The organism is Dyadobacter sp. HNCC25DJ185, from assembly GCF_056895195.1.
In genome coordinates this window covers 18,896-40,527 of record NZ_JBXHAR010000006.1, presented here as the reverse complement: position 1 = coordinate 40,527, position 21,632 = coordinate 18,896, and the positions used below count along the sequence as shown (strand labels likewise).

Sequence of the window (21,632 nt, the reverse complement as noted above, 5' to 3'; positions counted from 1 at the left end):
TTATTTTTAATCTCCGCGATTTTCTTGCCTTTTAAAGCTTTCATGATTATATCATTAGTTTGTGTATTAGCTGGCCAACAGCTTACCGGTCTGTCTTGTCCTCACTAATTATATAGATGACCCCTAGCCCGTTCATTCCGACGGCATAGAACCGTATTTAGCCGCTTGCTTTTCTTTTATTTGTTACTAAAAAGTCAGGTTCACAGAACACGGTCTCCGCACTGAATATCGTGTGTTTTCGTTCGGGATAATCTTCAAAAATATATTTTATGTTATTTCGATCCCGTTCCCTTCAAGCATCGATGAGTAAGTATTGTGTTATAAAAGGGGGACAAGTCTTCAAAGTTAACGATTTCAATTAGGTTTTAGAAACTCCCCAACCTAATTTTGCGGCCTGATTTACTATGGCGAAATAAAACCTCTCTGAGGTTACGAATTCATGAAAATTACAACTTTTGTCATCAAAGTATGGCGCTGGATGTCCATCTTGTTTGTCATTGGCGCCTTGCTTTGGACGTATTCCCTTTTTCCGGAAATGGTGGCGGTCGATTTTTCCGATACCGGCCTGGCCGAAAGATATGTGGATAAAGAGCATATCTTTTACATCATTATGGGCCTTTTCCTGCTTAACAATGTGATTATTAATGCGTTTGTGCGACACATCCCGAAGATAGACCCCGACCATCTTCCTATCCTTAATAAAAAGAGCTGGGCGCAGCATCGTACCGAATTAAACGAGCACCTGACCAATTGGCTTCTTTGTCTGGTTGCTGTAATCAATACCATTATCGGTTTCAGCCTTTTTGCTTTGGCTACCATCAACAGTACCCAATACAAGCTCGATGTGTTCGATTTTTCCTGGCTTTATTATGCAGGTTTGGGGTTGATCATTATGGTTTTTCTGCTTCCGCTTCGCCTTTTGTGGCCGCCGCTGCCGGAAGACAGATTGTAAGATAAAAACAGCATGGAATTGGCGAAGACAAGCGAAGGCAGCGATAATCACTGGCTCCAAGAGGCAGAATCAATCAATCTTAAAGACTACGTTTACGATCTGCCGGACGACAGGATTGCTCACTATCCGCTTCCCGAACGGGATTCCTCGAAACTATTGATCTACAAAAACGGATCGATCAGCCACCAGCGTTTTTCTGACTTACCGACGAATCTTCCGGATAAAACGCTGCTTGTTTTCAATGATACGAAGGTGATTCCTGCCCGCGCTTATTTTAGAAAAGAAACAGGAGCAGTGATAGAGTTATTGCTCTTACATCCCGAATTCCCCACCCGTATCATCAATGACGCGATGCTCGTAAGGGACGAATGTGTTTGGGAATGTATGGTCGGGAATAAAAAACGCTGGAAAGAGGGAGATACGCTAACCACCAACATATTTCTTGAAAATCAGCCTGTAGCTCTAAAAGCGTCCTACAGCAACTACGAGAAAAACCATATTCAGCTAAGTTGGTCCGGCGATTTTACGTTTCTGGAGATTGTCAGGGCCTTAGGGGAAATTCCGTTGCCGCCCTATCTCAATAGGGAAACTGAGGAACAGGACAAACAGACTTACCAAACCGTTTACGCGCATCACGACGGAGCGGTCGCAGCGCCGACCGCGGGACTGCATTTTACCGAAAGCGTTTTCAAAAAACTGGAAGAAAAGCATATTGAAAAGGCCTTTCTGACACTGCATGTGGGTGCTGGAACATTCCTCCCCATCAAAGTAGATTCGATCATTGAACACCGCATGCATTCCGAGCAGGTTGTTTTTTCAAGAGGCCTGATAGATCAATTGCTTTTTTCGGTGGATTTAATCGTGCCGGTGGGAACAACTTCGCTACGTTCGCTCGAAAGTCTTTACTGGTTTGGTGTGAAGCTGTTGAGAAAGGAAACAACAATATTCCAAATCGAAAAACTGTACCCTTATCCGTTACTGGAAACCAAACTTCCGACTGCACGGGAAGCGCTCAGCGCTATTGCGACATTTATGGACGAGTATCACTTGGATCAACTGATTGGTGAAACCGAGATTTTTATTTTTCCAGGATACCAGTTTCAGCTTTGCAAAGGATTGGTGACCAATTATCATCAGCCTGGCTCTACACTTATTTTATTGGTTGCCGCGTTTGTTGGGGGAGACTGGAAGAAGATATATGCTGACGCTTTTGAAAAAAAATATCGTTTTTTGAGCTACGGGGATAGCTCCCTGCTTTGGCTCAATTCCGAAAGGTGATCGGATTGGAATGTTCCAACGATCCTGTAAATTGCTTCCTTCACGGAACACTTTACACACATGGGACAAGCACAAATGGCAGGATCGAAATATACCGTACCCGAATACCTCGAAATGGAGGAAAAAAGCGATATCCGTCATGAATATTATGATGGGGAAATCTTCGCTATGGCAGGTACGACGATGAATCACAACCGCATTGTGGGACGATTGCGCGGCATTTTAGAAAGGAAGTTTTTGCCAGCAGGTTGTGATGTTTTTGCAGAGAATGTGAAGGTAGAAGCAATTGAGAATCTGTACTATCCATATCCGGATTTGATCGTAACATGCGCTCCTGAAAGCGTCTCAGGTACGTATATTGTTAAACGGCCGTCTCTTCTTGTTGAGGTTTTATCAAAATCATCAGAAGTGGACGACAGGGGCTTGAAATTGAGTAAGTACATCAAAATGGATTCCTTGCTTTATTACATGCTTGTTTCTCAAAATGACGTCTATGTAGAGGTGTATTCACGCACAAATCAGGCCGACGTCTGGAATTACCAAAGCTTTGATAATGTAGAAAATAGCATTCAGTTAGAAAAATTGGATTTAGAAATCGCAGTGTCTGCCATCTACGAAAACATCGTTTTCATCCCTGACGAAGAGCCAATCTAAGGTTCACTTCACCGACACCACCTCACTCACCTTCGATACCCCGTTCTCATTAAAAGCCTCAATCGCAAAATAATAAGGCACTCCGACATTCAACGCCCTAAGTTCGAATGTATCCGGCTCGTCATTCCAGAATTGGTAAGTCTGATACAATTTGTCGGGCGCGATACCCCAGAGTACATTGTAGCCGATTGCGCCGGGTACTTTTTCCCATTTTAAATCTGCATTGCGCGCGTCTTTTTGTCTGACGGCGGAGAAGGTTTTTGGCGTTTCAGGAGCTGTGCCCAGCCCGTTTCCGAAAATGCGAAATTCACTGATGGCCAGGATCGGGGAGGCTACGTAAATGTGCTCGTACCGGACATATCGCGCTCTGATTGGTTTTGGTAATTCAATGTAGGCGCAAGGTCTGTCCCTTTTTGGCTCGCTGGTAAGGTCGCTGGCAAGGCCCCAGTTTTGGCCGTCTTTTGAAGTCAGTATTTTGAATTGGGTGTAAACCTTCTCCGGTTTGTTGTCAAAAATGTTGGATTTATAGTCGGTGTAGTTGATCTGGATGGCTTTTACGTCCTGCTCGGTTTGCAGGTCGATTGTCAATGTTTCGCCGGGCTTGTTTTGTTTGGCGGCCCAGAATGTTCTTGGATTTTCGTCTGTGATTTTTGCGGCTGCCATGGTATCCAATGTGGATGAAGCAGTTGCAGGTTTTTTGTAGGACAATAACATCCAGCCGGTGAATAACTCGTCGCCTTTGCCCGGCCAGGTTTTTGTGGGCATTTTATGCGGGAAGTCTCCAAATCGCGTGTTCGCAAACATTTGTCCATCTTTATCAAAACCCGCCGGATGCATTACGATCCTGCGCTCCATACCCCAGTTCAGCCCGATCCAGGAAGTGCCTGTATTCCAATAATTTCCAAAATTATCCTGAAATGTATTGCCATGACCAGCGCCGGTCGCAAAACCTCCCGGCTTGTAGGAAACCGGATTGTAAGGCACATAAGTGAACGGCCCAAGCGGCGAATTTCCGACGTAAGTACCATTTGCATACACATTATACTCCGTCCCCGGCGCGCCGTATTGCAGGTAATATTTGCCTTTGTGCTTTGTCATCCAGGCACCTTCGGTAAAAGGTTTGAAAGGATCTGAATGATTTGGCCCAAACCGCTCCCAGCCGTGCTCGTATTGATTTAACCAAAACATCGCCTGATATTGTCCCTTGAATGCCAGCCTCTTAGCGTAATCCAGCTCCGAACCGAAGATCGGGTAAACATTCGACGAGCCCCAGTACATATACCATTTATCGGTATCCGGGTCATGAAAAAGCGCCGGGTCCCAGGGGCCGATATCTTTGGGCAGGCGGGGTGTCCACCGATTGTAGAATTCCCAAATGCCTTTTTCGGGTGCTACTGAATACAAAATCGGCCGCGACTCGAATGTGGATTGAAAAAGAAAAAGCGTATCCCTGACCGAAACCGCGGCCGGGGCGCACATATCTTCAAAAGGCCAGCGGTTGGCAGTCAGGTATTTCCAGTGGATCATATCCTTCGAATGCCAGTATCCGCCGGAAATTGTCACGAAAAGGAAATACTCACTTTTATGGTTAATGATCACAGGATCAGCCCCGGAGCGGTAGCTAATGTTGTCATTCAGTTGCTCGAAGTTGTATTTATAGTCGATATCCATCGGGTTACAGTAGGTCGACTGCGCCCAGGACGTGATGGAAAATAGCAGACAGCATAAAAACCCTGTAATGCAATTCAATGTGCTTTTAGAAATAGTATGTTCCATAAAAATCTTTTAATCGTACTAAAATAGGCAGTTTTGAGCGAATTATTGGGTCAGGTTTTTAAAACAAATCGGTGAAGCAAAGTTTTAAAAGCGATAAATTTTACCTTTGCGCTTCAATTTGAAATAAGTAACAGATTAGAAATGACGACTGATTTTATCGAGGAACTGCGGTGGCGCGGGATGCTGCATGATATGATGCCTGGCACGCATGAGCAACTGAACAAGGAAATGACTTCCGGTTATATCGGATTTGACCCGACCGCTTCGTCGCTCCACATCGGTAACCTCGCGACGATCATGCTCCTGGTGCATTTTCAACGTGCTGGCCACAAGCCTTTTGCTTTGGTGGGCGGTGCTACCGGAATGATTGGCGATCCCTCATTTAAAGCCTCGGAACGTTCTTTTTTGGATGAGGAAACATTGCGTTTCAACCAGGAAGGCATCCGCAAGCAACTTGAACAGTTTCTCGATTTCGACTGCGGCCCCAATTCTGCTGAGATGGTCAATAATTATGACTGGTTTAAAGATATCGGCTTTCTGCAATTTTTAAGGGAAGCAGGTAAGTTTCTGAGTGTCAATTATATGATGTCGAAAGATTCTGTTAAAAAGCGTTTGGAGACCGGGATTTCTTTTACTGAATTTTCCTACCAGCTTTTGCAGGGTTACGATTTTTATCATTTATATAAAAACAAAAACGTTCGCCTGCAAATGGGCGGCTCCGACCAGTGGGGTAACATCACGACGGGCACGGAAATCATCCGCCGCAAGGAAGGAGATGAAGAAGGCTATTTCAAGGCTTATGCGTTGACTACGCCACTTTTGACGAAATCTGACGGTTCAAAGTTTGGAAAAAGTGAAGGTGGAAACATTTGGCTCGATGCTGAAAAAACCTCTCCCTACGAGTTTTATCAGTTTTGGTTAAACCAAAGTGACGAGGATCTGCCAAGGTATCTGCGTGTTTTTTCGCTCAAAAACAGAGCAGAGATCGAAGCGCTGGAAACCAGCCACGCCGCCGAGCCACATTTGCGGATCATGCAAAAAGCGCTGGCCGCCGAACTGACTTCGCGCATACATTCGGAAAAAGCCTACCAACTGGTTTTGAAAGCCTCCGAAGTTTTGTTCGGTAAAGCAACTTTGGAAACATTGCAAAGCATTGCCGAAGACGAATTCGATACGATTTTCGCCGGAGTTCCTCAAACTGAGATTCAGTTTGAAGAATTTTGTAAAACTGTTTTTGTTCTGGATCTTATTTCTACAGTCACACATTTCGAAATTTATGCTTCTAAGAGCGAAGCTAGACGCGCAATTCAGCAGAATGCGGTCAGCATCAATAAGATAAAAGTTACTTCGCCTGATCTAAATCTTGCAGCCTTTAAGCCCTTACAGAATGGATTTTTGTTAATATCAAAAGGGAAAAAGAATCATTTGATACATATAAAAGGTTGGAGCAATTCAGTCATTTGGTGGTGGTAGGAAGTCTAGGGAAAATTAATATTTGATTTTAGGCTCCGGGGGAGCCTTTTTTATTTGACTTATTAAGCATTTCTTTAGATTTGAATAAAATCTAGTTGATTATTTGTAGGGTTTTCTTACAAAATATATATCTTTGAATGTCAAAATCATTTAGTTCGATAGAAGAGGCTTTTGCCTGGTTTTTAGAGCATGTTTATAAGGATTTACCGCCGGATGAAAAAAAAGGTGAATTGGTAAGTGCTTGGCGAAGCTTTAAGTTCAAGCAAGGCATATCTCAAAAACGGATGATCTCCATTTTAGAGCGATATGGCTTTGACGTGAATATTTCAGTGACTTACAAGAAGTAAATTTTTTTGCCCCAATTTTGTAAGAATTCCCTACAAATTTTTTTAAACTATAACCACTATCAAAATGATCATTGATTCAAATGCTAAGAACAGCCAAAATCCTTTATCAGATGCAGAAGCAAGATTATTGAAAGAGCAACACGATATAGTGTGTGAATTTTTCAAAAGAGACAGCAGCGCAGAAATCGTGAATTCTCTGAACATATTGGTTGAGGAGTTCCTTTTTGCCAAAGATGTGGACAATGTTACTCCTGAAATGCGGATACACATTGCAAATAATCTGCGGGTGGTGACATTGATTACGAAGCTGGGGCAGACGAGGGTGAGGTAGATTAAGTAGGGAAATGCCTGATGTTAAGCTTGCCACAATGGTTCTGCTTGCCAATCATCCGGAAATCCCATTGCTTTCACATCTACATTGGGATACTTATTCAGCAACCGAATAAACTTCGCGGTGAATTTGGATTTCGGGTTTACCGTCTGCAAAAGATATTTAGTCATGGACAGCACAAAATATGCTTTGTCCGCTTTTACATCACGATTGTTTAACCAGATTTTTCGAGGTGAATGTGGCGATTGCGGTCTGATACTCAGGCCGCGGTTCCACAATCGTGAATGGTGGGCACACAAATTTCGCAGATATACGATGCTGTGTAACCAGGTTGTGAAGACCGAGTCGGGCAAGCCGAAATAATGTGCGATGTCCCGCTTTTCTTTGCCGGGTGCGAGCTGCGAATACAATTTTGATAAGGTTCCGAAGGAGACAATCTCCATAATCATCCACGAAGGAGGAAAGGGATCCAAGTATTTTTCGCGAAACGCTTTGATGAATTCTTCGTCGCTTCGCTCATATTCTTCTTTGAGTTTTGCAAGTATCTGATTCTCAAATTTTACTGGGTCTTTAAACAATGTCAGATTTTGAAACCAGAAACCTCCGTGCTTCTGCGACAAGACATAAATCATTTTAGCCCGGACAGCGACTTCAATTTTCTCCAACTCTGAGCTGATAAGCGACCTCAATTCCCGATCGAAGCAGTAAAGTTGGAACGCTGTTTCAAATGTGGAGCCTTCCTTGAAGATATGTTGCTGTTTGTCGGCAAGAAGCGGAAACCAATAGGCACTTATGCGATAATAGCTAACACTTTCCAGAAGATGTAATGCCTTTTCACAATGTTCAACAATCAAACCGCGATTGATAAGTTGTTGAAGCTGAGTGGTGTATGTTAAGGAGGGCTTTGAATAAGGAATTTTATCCATTCGCTATAAAAACAAAAAGTTCACCCTAAGCGCCCTGTTCTAGTGGGAAGGGGGGTGAACGTGTTGCTGCAAAGGTATTAAGATTATCTCAATTATCGATTTTTGAGAATGAATTATCAAAAATCGAAATCTTACGAGTTGTCAACTCTTCCCAGAAAAACTATTCAAAACCGGCGCGGCCGTAGGATTGTACTGATACGACTGCCAGGTATGATCCTCGTAAATCTCCACAATCCGGTAGCCTTTATAAGCAGTTCCCCAATTTCCGCCGAAGTGGCCGTCGAAGAAGTAAGGTTTTTTGCCGTAGATTTTAGTGCTATCCTGGTCGTGGTCGTGGCCGTTGAAAATGGCTTTTACGTTGGGCGTATTTTCGAATAGGTCGATCACTTCTTTGCATTCGATTCCGTTGACCGTCCATTTGGCCGGGGTAATGTGCAGGAATACAAAAATGCCTCTTTTGTCACTGTATTTGGCGATTTCAGTTTTTAGCCAGGCTGCATTCGGACATACATATTCGCCTTTTTCGTTGGAAGTATCGCCGATCACGAAGGCGTATTCTCCTTTTGCGAAACTGTGGTTCGTGGGGTAGCCCCAAGTGCTTTGCCACACATCCAGACCTACTTTATCATGATTTCCGCGACTTACGTAAAACGGCACGCTGAGGTTGGCGATGGTTCTTTTGAAATCGTAAAGTAATGTCGGGTCGTCGTGGATGAGGTCTCCGTTGAAGAATAGGAAGTCAACGCCTTTTTGCAATTTCTCGCGGTTGACCCAGCCGATCAGGTCTGAATGCATGGTTTTAAAATCCGTGTCGGGCTGTCCGTAATGTCCGTCGGAAGCCACGATGAAACGCATTGATATTCTGGCGGCAGACGGTTTTTGGGGCTCGGAAAGCAGATTGATGCCGGGAATTGCCGGCAAAAGTTTCAGGAAAGACCGTCTTTTAAAATTCATCATTCAGCGGATTTGAGTAGCGAAATTGCGGGTGATTGTAATTTCAAAAATACTTATTCATCCGTGATATTTTCCTTATTCTTGCATCTTGTTAAGAATATTTAATATAAATTTTTCAGTTCATGGATCGGCTAATCCTGCAAAAAGCGGCTTCCTACTGCGCCTACCAGGAGCGGACGCAAGATGAGGTCCGGCAGCGGCTCAGAAAATGGAATGTGTGGGGAGAGGAAGCCGACGAGCTGATCGCGGAGCTGATTTCCATGAATTATCTGAGCGAAGAGCGCTTTGCAAAAACTTATGCGGGTGGAAAATTCCGGATCAAAAGCTGGGGCCGGATGAAGATTCGCCAAGAGCTTCAACGCAGAGGCATAAGCACTTACAGCATTGAAAAAGGCATGAATGAGATTCAGGACCAGGCTTACGTGGATGGTCTCCGGACATTGCTGGCAAAAAAGAAGGACCTGCTTTCGAAAACGGAAACAGATCCTTTTAAACTGAAACAAAAACTCGCCAGGTTCGCGCTCGGAAAAGGGTATGAGAGTGAGCTGGTTTGGCGGGAGTTGGACGACAAGGATTAAAAATCCGAATCGAACGAAATTTTGTGGCCGGAATCTTTATCCTTCACGCCACTCATCACGCCCGCTTTCTGGTATTCTCCCACGCGTTTTTCGAAGAAATTAGTTTTTCCCGGCAGTGAGATCAACTCCATGAAATCGAATGGGTTAGCAGAACCGAATTGTTTCTCGCAACCCAATCTTTCGAGCCAGAAATCGGCAATGTACTCGATGTACTGTTTCATCAAATCCGCATTCATGCCGATCAGTGAAACCGGGAGCGCTTCGGTGATAAATTCTTTTTCGATTTCAACAGCATCGAGCATAATTTCGATTACCCGCGCCGGATCAAGCTGGTTGACGATATGCCTTGTATAGAGCAGGCAGGCAAATTCACAATGCAAGCCTTCGTCCCTGGAAATCAACTCGTTCGAGAATGAAAGTCCGGGCATTAAGCCGCGTTTTTTCAGCCAGAAAATAGAGCAGAATGAACCGGAGAAGAAAATTCCTTCTACTGCGGCAAATGCAATGATCCTTTCCGCAAAGACAGGACTATTAATCCATTTCAAAGCCCACTCCGCTTTTTTACCGACGCAAGGAACAGTTTCGATGGCCCGAAGCAAATGGTCTTTTTCAGACGGATCTTTGATATAAGTATCGATCAGCAGCGAGTAGGTCTCCGAGTGAATGTTTTCCATCGCGATCTGGAAGCCGTAGAAACACTTAGCCTCTGCATATTGCACTTCGCTAAGAAAATTCACCGCCAGGTTTTCATTTACAATCCCATCCGACGCAGCGAAAAATGCCAGTACGTGAGAGATAAAATGCCGCTCACCGTCAGACAGGTTTTCCCAATCCTTCATATCCTGGGATAAATCTATTTCTTCCGCTGTCCAGAAGGAGGCTTCGTGGCGTTTGTACATTTCCCAGATATCGGAATGTTTGATAGGAAATAACACAAACCGCAAAGGGTCTTCGATCAACAGGGGTTCCTGCCTGGTAAGTTCTTGTGACATAGTTGATTTAAATATTTACGGGGATCAGTATTATATAACGTTATCGTAAACCTGACTGGAAAAGCCAGCTTTGAGGGAAAACAAATCTACATGCTTTGAGCCGAAAACTCAAGGAGAGTCCGACCATTTGACCAGCCTATTTAGAAAAATTCTTCTTAGGAATCACTTAACTTTGTTGGTTCCAATAGATTAATGCCGCGAATGTTTTTGAGAATCAAAGCCAGTAAAAATCTTCTTCCCCGTTGAAAATTTCAGGATTTACCATCATTAGAAATGCAGTCTTAAATGACTACCCGATTGTGGAAGCGATTACCTCGATCCTGCCCGTCGTCGACGAAATGCTGGTCAGCGTCGGGTATAGCGACGACGAAACGCTGGGCTTGATCCGGTCCATCAAGTCGGATAAAATCAGGATCGTTGAGTCGGAATGGGATATGTCGTTGCGGGCTGGCGGCAGGGTGCTTGCAGTTGAAACTGACAAGGCATTGCGGCAAATTTCACCGGATTGCGACTGGGCTTTTTATATTCAAGGCGACGAAGTGGTACACGAAAAGTACCACGCTGCTATCCTGGAATCTTGCAATCAATATGTTGACGACATGCGGGTTGAGGGCCTGCTGTTTGATTATCTGCATTTTTACGGAACGTATGATTACGTAGGAGACAGCCGCAAGTGGTACCGCCGGGAAATCCGCATCATCAGAAATGAAAACAAGACAGGGAACCATGAAATATCGGCTTTTCGCGACGCTCAAGGTTTCAGAAAAGGACATACCAAGCTCTATGTAAAGCATTCTGGTGCGGCAGTTTATCATTATGGCTGGGTGAAAAGCCCGGCGCAGATGAAGACCAAGATGAAGAATGTAAGCAGGTTTTGGAATGACGACAAAGAATGGGAGAAGATCCTTAAATCAGAAGATGTTTTCGATTACGGGGAATTTGACTCGATCAAAAGATTTGAGGAGACACACCCGAAGGTAATGCAGGGCAGGATCGCCAGGCAAAATTGGAAAATAGAACTTGATACGTCCCAAAAGAAATTCCGGTTAAAGGACGCATTGCTTTATTGGTTTGAAAAGAAGACGGGCAGACGCTTATTTGAATTCCGGAATTATAGGTTTATTTGAAACAGATTTAAGCAATACATTACTCAATATTCCTTTAAAAGTTACTTTTTCTATACTCAATGTTGAATATTTCAAGAAGACAACTTCTTGTTATTCTGTCCTCTTTCTTTGTACTCACTATCCTAACATATCTTCATAGGTACCCCACTGGTGACGATGCTTGGTTTGGTGAACAATCTTATTGGCTGGAAAAAACGGGAATTATCCGTTCGGAGTTCTTTCGAGGGCTTTTGGGATGGGAGAAGCAAATTTTGCTAAGTCATAAGCTCTTTCTTCTTTTTGGTGCTATGATGATCCGGCTGTTTGGGTATCACTTGCCAGTTTTACAATTTACCGGGTTGATTTTCTTCTGTGTTCTCGTCTCTGAAATGGTATTTTATATTAAAAAAAGGGAAGGGGCGCTGGATACCTGGTATCTGCCTGCCATGCTGGTCCTTGTTTTTGCTAACAGGTTGCTGGTAAAAATGAGTTTCGAGAATCGCCCCGAAATGATGCTTGCTGCGTTGGGTTTTGGATCTTTTCTCTTACTGAATTCGGAAAGGAAGGGTGTCTTAAAAGTTGCTTTGGCGGGTATCCTGGCTGGCTTGGCTTTTCTTTGCCATTTAAATGGGTCGATATATGTCATTGCGGGCTTTATTACATTGATTTGGATCAGGGAGTACAAGTATGCCGTAGGATATGCGATGGCGGGCGGTATTACGGTATTATTCTATTGGATGGATGTTTTTCGGGCTGAAAATGGGTTTTCGACCTGGTATTATCAGTTAAGCAACGATCCCGCTACGCAGGATGTATTCGGGGTTTATTCCAAGTTCATCCAGTTGATTACTTATCCTCGGCTGTTTTTTCATTCTCCCGAACAAATAGCACTCTCGCTTCTGCTTGTGTTTATGCTGTGGCACCAAAGAAAGTTCGTATCTGTACTCCCGATGATGCTGCGCGTGTATTCGCTGACGTTGTTCCTTTCGTTCTGGCTGATTACGAAGGCGAACGGAGCGCTTTATCAGGTTCTTTTTATACCTTTCATGCTGGCACTTGTTTACGAGCTTTACAAGATTGGCCCATTTAGGACGGCAGTCTTAAAAGCTATTCTTGCCATATATCTGTTCATTGGATTTTTCGGAATGGGGCAGATCATTTATAAGAATTTTACAATGGAGTATTTATCTGTCTCTTACTTGAAACTGCGATCCAGAATTGGTGATGATCAAAAGGGATTTGTGCCCCTCACGTTTTTCTTCAACGAATATGAGGAATACCCCAAGCTCCTTACCCACGAAAACTACAAGCTGCAGTCGAAAAAACAAGGGATGACCGTCAAAAAAATGGCAAGCTGGGCATTCAGGAATGGAGCGGATTTTATAGTAATGGATTATGGTTTCAGGCCGGAGCCCTATTATCCCAAAGCCGGGACGAAGTCGATTCCTTTCTATAAGCTGTCGTTTTTCGACGGGCGATTTGCCGTTTACAAACACTAGCAGCTAGAATTCCAACACCACAACGTTCCAATCGTCCACATGGTCGCGATGTGTATGGATAGTCCGAAACCCTACTCTTTCATGCGCCCGCTGAGATCTGGTATTGGATGTAGAAATTTCGGTGACACACAATTGATAATCCGGAGCATAAATTTCCTTATGCTTGGCATACAACCCGTCGAAAACGCGTTGACCTCGGTAGTTGAAATCAACACATATCTGGCCCATCACGTAATAGGTCAGTTCATTAAGTTTTTTGCCTTGCCAGGTCAGATCGTCCAATATGGCGAACATGGGCCGAAGGTCGGGGATCAGCTGGCCGAGCCCGGGAAGTATAGCCAGGGCAAAACCGATAATCCTTTGGCCGTCACGGGCGACGATTTGAGGAGAAGCTTTTTGCATGACAGCCAACTCCTCAAGGGTGTGAGTTACTGTTAAAAAACCTTGCTCTTTTTGCGTTTGCTGCGATACAGCCTTTCTCAGATTAAGCTTTTGCAGTGTAAGAATCTGAATCAGGTTGTCGGGGTGAACCGCTGTGCCGAATGCAATGCCGGGTTGTTGCAGGGGCGTCATATCCATTTTTTTCTCCTGAAGAACCAGAGTACGATCAGGGAAGAAAACACCATCAAAAACAGGGAAATCCAGAAGCCCCAGGGCTCATTTGTGGAAGGTATGTGTGCGTAATTCATACCGAAAATACCTGCAATGAGTGTCGGCGGCATAAAGATGATCGTCACGACCGTGAATATTTTGATCACCTGGCTTTGCTCGAGGTTAATTAAACCCATGAATGTATTTTGCAGATATTCAAGCCGCTCAAAGTTGAAGGTGGTATACTCCAGAAGCGAACTGATATCTTTCAGAATGATCCTCAAATGTTCTTTACGGTCTTCCGGAAAGTACTGACTTCGCAGGATACCTGATAGTACCCGTTGCTTATCAATGCTTGTTTCGCGCAGCATCATTGTTATTTCCTGTAATCCACTGATCCTGATCAGTACTTCCTGCCGTGCTTTTTGCTCATGGGTCAGGTCTTTGCTGATAGCAGAAATGTCTCTTGATATTCCCTCCAGAGAGTCGGCGTCTGCTTCAATCCGTGTTTCCAGGAGTAGTAGCATAAAGTCCACCCCGCCATGAATGGTTTCAGGGCTTACCTTCATCTTTTTTACGGTATCCGCAAATGTTTTGGAATCGCCCCTCCGGTAAGTAAAAAGGACGTTTTGATGTAAAATGAATGATACCGGATAGGTTTCGTAGCCGTCCCGATCAATTTTTAAAAAGTTGGAGTTGGCGTTGATCGTCTCATTCTGCTCAAAAAAACGTGAGCTGCTTTCGATCTCAACAATTTCCTGCGGCGTCTGAAAACTAATATTGCATTTGTTCTCTACCCATTCTTCTTCCTCGGCACTGGGGGATTGTAAATCTACCCAGACAAGGTTTTTCACTTTGCCCAATTCCCGGATATCATTTTCCCGCTTGATAACCTTTCCTTCTTTGTAAAATATGCGAACCATGTTTTAAAGTTGGGAAAAAACCTGTAAGCACAAAAACGCAAATCAGTATTCTGGCTATTTCATGAAGTTAGTCGTATTTTTGCGTGATGCAAAATACCGCTTCCCCCAGCATTTTTACGGCACAGTTCTGGTTGTTGGGCCTCAGCTCGTTTCTTTTTTCTTCCAGCTTTAACATGTTGATCCCCGAGCTGCCAGGATATCTTTCATCCATGGGAGGCGCTGAATACAAAGGCGCTATTATCGGCCTCTTCACATTAACTGCGGGCTTGTCACGACCTTTCAGTGGCAGGCTTACTGATCGGGTGGGCAGGGTTCCTGTCATGGCATTTGGCTCGCTGGTTTGTTTTGTATGCGGACTCCTGTATCCTATTTTTACGACGGTCATGCCTTTTTTACTTTTGAGACTTATTCACGGATTCTCAACTGGTTTCAAGCCTACGGGAACCTCTGCATACGTGGCAGATATCGTTCCGGCAGATAGAAGAGGCGAAGCGATGGGCATTCATGGGATGTGCATGGGTGTCGGTTCCGCGTTTGGACCTGCGGTTGGCAGCATGATCAGTCTGACATTCTCCCTTCATGCTTTGTTCTATACATCTTCGGTATTTGCGCTGCTTTCGATTGCAATACTTTTGAATATGAAAGAAACGCTGGCAGAAAAGCAGCCGCTGTCTGTCAAGGCTTTTCAGATTACCTGGCGGGATGTGTTCGAACCTGACGTTTTCAGCCCGGCACTTATTACATTTCTTTGCTATTTCGGTTTTGGCGCGGTTTCTACTGTCACGCCTGATTTTAGTGAGTATTTGGGATTACAGAACAGGGGGTATTATTTCATGTTTTTTACGCTTTTTTCGATTCTTGTTCGCTTGTTTGCGGGCAAAATATCAGACCGTCACGGTCGTATCCCGGTTACTATAGCAGGATGTTTGATCCTGGTTGTAGCCATGCTTGTAACAGGATATGCCGACTCTGTTTTCCTATTTCTGGCGGGGGCGGCGTTTTTTGGGATGGCAATGGGGATTCTGTCTCCGGTGCTTTCCGCGTGGACCGTTGATCTCAGCGGTGACCACAATCGCGGGCGCGCTATTGCCACGATGTATATCTGCCTGGAAGCAGGTATTGGTTTCGGGGCTTTTCTTTCAGCAGCGTTATTTTCAAATCAGAGAGCAAATTTGCCGGTTGTTTTCTTTTGCATGGCGGGCTTTGCCATTGCTGCCCTGACCTATACATTGGCAATATACCAGTATAAAAAGCGCAGGGCCCGTGTTATTTGAAGATAGTTACCAGACCATTTCGAAACCTGCCGAAGGCCTCTTTAAAGAAAAGGGCAGCAAGTTTTTTGCCTTTGCCTTTCCTGTTTCAGATGATCCACAGGCCAAAGAGCAGCTTCTTCATCTTCGCGAATTGCATCCCAAGGCAGTACACCATTGCTATGCTTACAGATTGGGCTCCGACAGAATGAGTTATCGGATGAGTGATGACGGAGAGCCGTCGGGTACAGCCGGCCGACCCATTCTGAATACATTGTACTCCAGAAGTCTGACAAATCTATTGGTTGTGGTTGTCAGATATTTCGGCGGAACATTACTCGGCGTTCCTGGATTGATCAATGCCTATAAAACTGCAACGGAAGCAGCTTTGGCAGAAGCTGAGGTGGTTACGCGTTTTTTTTGCAGCATCTATGAAGTATCATTTCCTTATCTTCAAATGAATGAGGTAATGAAAATTGTGAAGGATCTGGATTTGGTGGTATCGGGGCAGAAGTATGATATGGAATGCAGGATAACAGTGGAGGTGCGTTTGTCGAAAGTTGAGCAATTTCATACCAGGGCCGAGAAGATAGCGGGTCTTGTCCTCAGTCATTCTCTTTCAACATCCGGATAAAGTCATCCTCATACTCTTTAATTGCGCTCAGAAGTTCCTTCAGTTCCTGTTCTTCGGCTGTCCCTTTTTTTGCGCCGAAAATTTCGTCGGCCCTTTCCGAGGCCTTTTCGTATTCACTTTCGTTTTTGATTTTCATTTTTCCTGTTGGCTTGGAGTCATAATTGACCCAACAAAGTTAAGAAAATAAAAAAACCGGCCTTTTACAGCCGGTCCTTTCATTTACGTTAAAAAGCAATTTAGCAGGTTAAAAAAATATCGACGGATATTAATACCCGGGATTCTGGGTTAAAGTTGGCTGACCATTTAGCTGGCTGTTCAGAATTTCGTCCTGAGGAAGCGGGTAATACAGGTTTTTCTGAGCAAAAGTTTTTCCAGCCATATATCCTCTTTTGTTGAAAGTACGTCCGGACGGTTCCTTTCCTGGAACTGCCTCTTCTGCTGCATATTTGTTCAGTACTTTCTCTGCGATTCCCCAGCGAACGAGGTCGAAGAAACGGTGACCTTCCATTGCAAATTCGAGTCTTTGCTCCATACGAACTGCATTTCTCGCAAAATCAGCTCCTTTTGAAGCAAAAGTACCGGCAGGATAAGGTTCTACCTTATAGGTTACTGTCGCGTCCTGAACAGAACCTGTTTTTGCGCGGTTGCGGATCTGGTTCACATATCCTTCTGCAGCCGCCAGGTTACCAAGCTCAACCTCGCATTCAGCCAGCCAGAGCAGAACGTGTGACAGTTTGATCATACGGAAATTGTTGTTGACATTCCTCTTGCTGGTTGAGTGGGTGGTGCTGTTTTCCTCTGCCAGATAATACATCCATTTTTTGCCGGTAAACGGACCTGCATACGCCTGATCGCGAATCCAGGATGAACCAGGCATTGGACCCCAGTCAAGGAAGTTTACACCGCGACGGCCCACTGTCCAATCAAGGCGCGGATCGACGGGGATGGTTTTGTCAAGCGTGAACGCAGCAGAGCTAACGATGCCCTGATCATTCGGTAGATCAACTTTGTTATAAGTATCCAGAGAACCGTCTGCCGCCGTACCAATCATTGGTAGACCATTTTCTGTTTTGAATGCATTTACCAGATTATGTGAAGGTTGATAAAACCCGCAGCATCCGCGTCCCGGGGCATTTGCCGAATATGGCCAGTTCAGATTGTCCCCGGCATTCCCGTTGTTCCCGTTAGTTCCGTCATTGACGGAGAACTGCACTTCGAAAATCGACTCACTATTGTTGTTTCCAGTTGTACGGTAATTGTCGTGGTAGTTAGCAACCAGTTTTTTGCCTGAGTTGGTCAGGACATCGTCCAACAATGTTTTAGCTTCCGCCCATTTTTTCTCGAACAAATAGCATTTTGCGAGAAAAGATTTAGCCGCCCATTTGGTCGCGCGCCCTTTCTGCGCCTGCGTGGCAGGAAGATTGTCTGCTGCAAATTTGAAATCGGCTTCTATTTTAGGCCAGATATCTTCCGTATTTGGGACTTTTGTAGAATTAGGATCGGAACGAACATAGATGTTCTCGTCGATGTAAGGAATCTTGTTCCACATTTTCTTGGCTTCGAAGTGGTAGAAGCCTCTCAGATAGCGGGCTTCTGCAATCACCTGCGTTTTTTCAGCGTCTGTCATATCTTTAACAAGTTCGCCGTTAACGATTTGGATTACCTCGTTACATCTTGCAACGCCATCATATTGGTGCCACCATTTTCCAAGAAAATAGGTGTTATCCGAAAGCCAGTTGTATTGTTCGATAAATGATTGCTCAGGCTGGTCACCTGCGTCAGTTCCCTTCACTGCGTCATCGCTGGCAATCCCCCCGAAAACGTAGTTGGATACCGTCGACTGGCGACCTGTGTTGCCTGAGCCAACGCCATCAACAAGCGAATAAGCGCCTATCAGCAAGGCATTTACGCCATTTTTGTTGCTTAGTTGTTCCAGAGAAGCACGTCCTTGGGGTTTCAGATCGAAAAAGCTGTCAGAGCAAGAAAAGCTCAGTCCAATTAAAACGATTATTAAGGTTATTTTTTTCATTTTTATTATATGAATTTCGTGAATATCAGAGGATTAGAAACCAAAACGCAAGCCGACAAGATAGGATTTGGAAACGGGGTAGGCACCTTCGTCAACGCCCATATGAATATCCTGGTTGTCGGTTCCTGACCTTCTTAGGTTGATATCCGGGTCAAGACCGGTGTACTTGGTGAATGTGAATAAGTTTTGACCCTGGATATACACCTGCGCTGAGTTGATCTTTATCCTTTTCAGCAATGAAGATGGTAAAGTGTAAGTCAGCTGAATGTTTTTGAACCTGAAATACGAGCCGTCTTCAAGAAAGTATGAAGATACCTGCTGGCTGGTCGCATCGCCAGAGTTAAGTCTTGGTAACTTCGCAACGTCTCCTGATTTTTTCCAGGAATTGTAGAGCATGTCCTTCGACCTGTTCCCCTGGAACACGTTGAAATCTGTCCAGTATCTGGTATAGTTGAAGATCTGGTTGCCGTAAACACCTTGTCCGAACAAAGTAAGATCGAACGCTTTATAACCAATGTTAAGGTTTACACCGTAATTAAATTTAGGGTGTGGGTTTCCAATGATCGTTCTGTCCGCAGCAGTAATAACCCCGTCACCATTTACATCCCGGAATTTGAATACACCCTCACGTGTATACGATCCGAACTTTGGTGCTGCATCCGCTTCTGCCTGATCTTTGATCACACCGTCGACAAAGTAGCCGTAATAGCTCGCGATAGGATAGCCTGCTTTTGTAGCAGACATCGCCGGAAGCCGTGTCGTAAACCCGAAAATGGTCGAATTGGGGTCATTGTTCAGCCTTACTACATTGTTTTTATAATGACCGAAATTCACCCCGGCAGTATAATAGAAATCGCCTTTTTTGTCGCGGAAGTTAAGACCGATGTCAAAACCCTTGTTGGTTACTTCACCAATGTTTGTATAGGGTATTGTACCTGTGCCAGCTGTTCTTGGAATCGCGATCTGTGTCAGCATATCCGTTGTTTTACGGCTGTAAACATCCAATACCAGTTCCAGTTTGTTATTCAGCAACACGGCGTCGAGACCTACGTTGGTTGAAGTATTGGTTTCCCATTTACCGTTTGTATTACCAAACTGCACCAGGTCAAACCCGCCAACAATGGAAGTACCTGTACCATTGATATCGTAACCATTGTTTTGCGGGTCTGCTGCGTACAGCGTGTAAGCATTATAAACGTTAGGGATGAGTTGGTTACCAGTTTTACCCCAGCCGAAGCGGAGTTTCAGATCGTCTACAAACTTCTTGGCAGGCTTCATAAATTCCAGCTCCGTCATACGCAAACCCAGCGAGAATGCGGGGAAGACACCGTAGCGGTTGGCTTCCGAGAAGCGTGACGAACCATCGCGACGCAATGTAAAGTCGGCCAGGAAAAGGTCTTTGAAGCCATAGTTGATTTTACCGAACTGCGAGAACAATGCGCTTCGTGTAGCACCTGCGCCGGAGTTGGCCAAACCTGCCGCAGAACCTGCGTCCAGGTAGCGGTAGTCAAGATCATCAAAAGCAAAACCGCTCCTGCTGGCCTGGAAGCCGAAAGAATAGGTTTTAACTGCTTCCGTTCCCACCAGCACATTTAAGTTATGCGAACCGATGATTTTGGAATAGTTCAAGGTGTTGAACCAGGTGATCGAACGGTCCAGGTTGTTGATTACGTTCAGGCTGTTCGCGTTTCTTGCTTCCGCAGCTTCGATGTCTCTGTGGAAATATTCGGAGCGGTTCGATTGGTTATATTCCAAGCCGAAACTGGTACGGCCAACCAGGCCTGGTAAGATATCGATCTGAGCGAACATGTTACCAAACACGTGCGTACCTTTTGTAATGTTGTCTTTTTCACGGTACAAGCGGGCAAGCGGGTTTGGCGCATTTCCGAGGTTACTACCGCGGCTTCCCGCAAAACCATTATAATCGGATGTATTTGTTCCGCCTAATGCCTTGGGGCCGCCGGTAATGTCGAAAACAGGGATGATCGGGTGAACGCGGATCGCAAACATGATCGGGTTACTTTCGTCATTATTGGTGATACCTTGTCTTTCATCGTAAGAGAAGGTGATGTTTTCTCCCAAGGTTACTTTGCCTTTTGTGAATTCTGTATTGGCACGGACCGAATACCTTCTGTATTTGGTATACCTCAAAATACCGTCCTGCTTGAAATGGTTGGCAGAAATCGCATATTTAGCCGATTTTGAACCACCCGACGCGCCGATCTGATAGTTGGAAATCGGTGCAGGATCAAAGATCACATCCTGCCAGTCGGTCCCTTCCTTGTTTGCTTTGGTAATGTTGAATGCTGTTTTTCCAAGATTCGGATCAGCAATATCATTGGTATAAGTATAATTGGAAGGTAGCTCACCGTAGACGTTCGGATAGATATAGTCAGCGATTGTTTGCTCACCGTTCGGGCCAAATTTGTATTGAGCGGAGGGAGAAGTAACCGATGGGTTTTTCCCCGCTCCAAGATCTGATTGATACAGGTATTCGCCCAGTTCTTTGGTGTTCAAGAGATTAAGCATTTTGCCAGGCCTTTGTGTGCCCGTATAAAAATCAAAGGAAATGGCGGGTTCTCCGGGCTTGCCTTTTTTAGTAGTGATGATCACGACGCCGTTTGCTGCACGCGCACCATATATAGACGCAGCAGATGCATCTTTCAGCACCTGCATGGACTCGATGTCATTTGGATTGATCTGGTTCAGGGTTCCCTGGGTTGGGACGCCGTCGATGACATAGAGTGGGCTGTTGTTGTTAATCGACCCGAAACCACGGATCCGTACCATCGTTCCCCCGCCAGGTGAGTTGTCATTTCCCACGGTAACCCCTGCTGCACGTCCCTGGAGCATCTGGGTGACACTTGCGGATGGAACGGCTGTCAATTCTTTTGGACTTATTACGGTAACCGCACCGGTAATATCTTGCTTGCGTTGGGAAGCATAACCCGTTACTACCACTTCGGTAAGACTTTTCACATCGTCAGATAGGGTAATGTCAATCACAGATTTCGCACCGACTACGACTTCTTGCTTAATGTAACCGATTGAGGAAAAAACAAGCGCAGCGTCGGAACCCTTAGCTTCGATCGAATAGCGGCCCTCGGCGTCGGTCACTGTGCCGATGTTGGTGCCTTTTACCTGAACATTAACCCCGGGAATTCCCGCTCCATCGGCTGCGGATGAGACCTTTCCCGTTACCTGTTTTTCCTGAGCATAAGAGGCGCCACTACCCAGCACCACCCATAGCAATAGTGTTACGGAAGTCAAAAAGACTCGTAAATTTTGTTTCATAAAATAGGGAGTTAGAGAGTTAAAAATGTATTAGTAATTATCAAT

At 44.9% G+C, this 21,632-nt stretch carries 20 protein-coding genes; 11 read left to right on the top strand and 9 right to left on the bottom strand.

Annotation, left to right across the window (positions count from 1 at the left end):
- Positions 1-439 precede the first annotated feature (439 nt).
- From AC1XUF_RS17665 to AC1XUF_RS17655, 3 genes are read left to right on the top strand one after another with little or no spacing between them, the layout of a single operon-like run.
- On the top strand, positions 440-952 hold the full coding sequence (locus AC1XUF_RS17665; protein ID WP_483343148.1) for a hypothetical protein: 513 nt from the start codon (positions 440-442) through the stop codon (positions 950-952).
- Between the two features lie 12 nt (positions 953-964).
- Positions 965-2,230 carry an S-adenosylmethionine:tRNA ribosyltransferase-isomerase gene (locus tag AC1XUF_RS17660; protein ID WP_483343147.1) on the top strand — a complete coding sequence of 422 codons (1,266 nt, stop codon included), beginning with the start codon at positions 965-967 and terminating at the stop codon, positions 2,228-2,230.
- 60 nt (positions 2,231-2,290) lie between these two features.
- Positions 2,291-2,884, top strand: coding sequence for a Uma2 family endonuclease (locus AC1XUF_RS17655; RefSeq protein WP_483343146.1), 594 nt, complete (start codon positions 2,291-2,293; stop codon positions 2,882-2,884).
- Between the two features lie 3 nt (positions 2,885-2,887).
- Here AC1XUF_RS17655 and AC1XUF_RS17650 read toward each other — a convergent pair whose 3' ends face one another.
- Complete coding sequence (locus AC1XUF_RS17650; RefSeq protein ID WP_483343145.1) at positions 2,888-4,660, bottom strand: discoidin domain-containing protein; 1,773 nt, start codon at positions 4,658-4,660, stop codon at positions 2,888-2,890.
- Positions 4,661-4,801: 141 nt separating this feature from the next.
- Between AC1XUF_RS17650 and tyrS the strand changes: the two genes are divergently transcribed.
- The 3 genes from tyrS (at position 4,802) to AC1XUF_RS17635 (ending at position 6,811) form a co-directional block, all read left to right on the top strand.
- Positions 4,802-6,133 (top strand): tyrosine--tRNA ligase, encoded by a 1,332-nt coding sequence (tyrS, locus tag AC1XUF_RS17645; protein WP_483343144.1) that lies wholly within the window; start codon positions 4,802-4,804, stop codon positions 6,131-6,133.
- Positions 6,134-6,270: 137 nt separating this feature from the next.
- Complete coding sequence (locus tag AC1XUF_RS17640; protein ID WP_483343143.1) at positions 6,271-6,480, top strand: hypothetical protein; 210 nt, start codon at positions 6,271-6,273, stop codon at positions 6,478-6,480.
- A 64-nt stretch (positions 6,481-6,544) separates the two neighbouring features.
- Entirely contained in the window at positions 6,545-6,811 is a 267-nt protein-coding gene (locus AC1XUF_RS17635; RefSeq protein ID WP_483343142.1) for a hypothetical protein, read from the top strand.
- A 23-nt stretch (positions 6,812-6,834) separates the two neighbouring features.
- On the opposite strand, the gene AC1XUF_RS17630 is transcribed toward AC1XUF_RS17635, so the two are convergent.
- Together AC1XUF_RS17630 and AC1XUF_RS17625 are read right to left on the bottom strand one after the other, a co-directional pair.
- Positions 6,835-7,665 carry an Abi family protein gene (locus AC1XUF_RS17630; protein ID WP_483343141.1) on the bottom strand — a complete coding sequence of 277 codons (831 nt, stop codon included), beginning with the start codon at positions 7,663-7,665 and terminating at the stop codon, positions 6,835-6,837.
- 213 nt (positions 7,666-7,878) lie between these two features.
- On the bottom strand, positions 7,879-8,694 hold the full coding sequence (locus AC1XUF_RS17625) for a metallophosphoesterase family protein (protein ID WP_483343140.1): 816 nt from the start codon (positions 8,692-8,694) through the stop codon (positions 7,879-7,881).
- 119 nt (positions 8,695-8,813) lie between these two features.
- Between AC1XUF_RS17625 and AC1XUF_RS17620 the strand changes: the two genes are divergently transcribed.
- Positions 8,814-9,269, top strand: a complete 456-nt coding sequence (locus tag AC1XUF_RS17620) for a regulatory protein RecX (protein WP_483343139.1) — start codon at positions 8,814-8,816, stop codon at positions 9,267-9,269.
- Here the strand turns inward: AC1XUF_RS17620 and AC1XUF_RS17615 are convergent.
- Positions 9,266-10,261 carry a ribonucleoside-diphosphate reductase small subunit gene (locus AC1XUF_RS17615; protein WP_483343138.1) on the bottom strand — a complete coding sequence of 332 codons (996 nt, stop codon included), beginning with the start codon at positions 10,259-10,261 and terminating at the stop codon, positions 9,266-9,268. The genes AC1XUF_RS17620 and AC1XUF_RS17615 overlap by 4 nt on opposite strands.
- A 242-nt stretch (positions 10,262-10,503) precedes the next feature.
- Between AC1XUF_RS17615 and AC1XUF_RS17610 the strand changes: the two genes are divergently transcribed.
- Together AC1XUF_RS17610 and AC1XUF_RS17605 are read left to right on the top strand one after the other, a co-directional pair.
- The gene (locus AC1XUF_RS17610) at positions 10,504-11,388 is read left to right on the top strand and encodes a glycosyltransferase family protein (protein WP_483343137.1); all 885 of its coding nucleotides are present in this window, start codon (positions 10,504-10,506) and stop codon (positions 11,386-11,388) included.
- Positions 11,389-11,639: 251 nt separating this feature from the next.
- The gene (locus AC1XUF_RS17605; RefSeq protein WP_483343136.1) at positions 11,640-12,866 is read left to right on the top strand and encodes a hypothetical protein; all 1,227 of its coding nucleotides are present in this window, start codon (positions 11,640-11,642) and stop codon (positions 12,864-12,866) included.
- Between the two features lie 3 nt (positions 12,867-12,869).
- Here AC1XUF_RS17605 and AC1XUF_RS17600 read toward each other — a convergent pair whose 3' ends face one another.
- Positions 12,870-13,445, bottom strand: coding sequence for an N-acetyltransferase (locus tag AC1XUF_RS17600; protein WP_483343135.1), 576 nt, complete (start codon positions 13,443-13,445; stop codon positions 12,870-12,872).
- Positions 13,436-14,380 carry a magnesium/cobalt transporter CorA gene (gene corA, locus AC1XUF_RS17595; RefSeq protein WP_483343134.1) on the bottom strand — a complete coding sequence of 315 codons (945 nt, stop codon included), beginning with the start codon at positions 14,378-14,380 and terminating at the stop codon, positions 13,436-13,438. The genes AC1XUF_RS17600 and corA overlap by 10 nt, the downstream gene beginning before the upstream one ends.
- 86 nt (positions 14,381-14,466) lie before the next feature.
- On the opposite strand from corA, the gene AC1XUF_RS17590 reads away from it, so the two are divergent.
- Together AC1XUF_RS17590 and AC1XUF_RS17585 are read left to right on the top strand one after the other, a co-directional pair.
- Positions 14,467-15,654: an MFS transporter gene (locus AC1XUF_RS17590; protein WP_483343600.1), complete on the top strand. Its 1,188-nt coding sequence runs from the start codon at positions 14,467-14,469 to the stop codon at positions 15,652-15,654.
- A complete protein-coding gene (locus AC1XUF_RS17585; protein WP_483343133.1) occupies positions 15,644-16,264 on the top strand; it encodes an IMPACT family protein in 621 nt (206 codons plus the stop codon). Before AC1XUF_RS17590 ends, AC1XUF_RS17585 begins: the two co-directional genes overlap by 11 nt.
- Here the strand turns inward: AC1XUF_RS17585 and AC1XUF_RS17580 are convergent.
- The 3 genes from AC1XUF_RS17580 to AC1XUF_RS17570 all read right to left on the bottom strand — a co-directional run bounded on the left by AC1XUF_RS17580 (position 16,236) and on the right by AC1XUF_RS17570 (position 21,587).
- Positions 16,236-16,400, bottom strand: a complete 165-nt coding sequence (locus AC1XUF_RS17580; protein ID WP_483343132.1) for a hypothetical protein — start codon at positions 16,398-16,400, stop codon at positions 16,236-16,238. The genes AC1XUF_RS17585 and AC1XUF_RS17580 overlap by 29 nt on opposite strands.
- Positions 16,401-16,529: 129 nt before the next feature.
- Positions 16,530-18,293, bottom strand: coding sequence for a RagB/SusD family nutrient uptake outer membrane protein (locus AC1XUF_RS17575; protein WP_483343131.1), 1,764 nt, complete (start codon positions 18,291-18,293; stop codon positions 16,530-16,532).
- A 33-nt stretch (positions 18,294-18,326) separates the two neighbouring features.
- Positions 18,327-21,587, bottom strand: a complete 3,261-nt coding sequence (locus tag AC1XUF_RS17570; RefSeq protein ID WP_483343130.1) for a SusC/RagA family TonB-linked outer membrane protein — start codon at positions 21,585-21,587, stop codon at positions 18,327-18,329.
- Positions 21,588-21,632 lie beyond the last annotated feature (45 nt).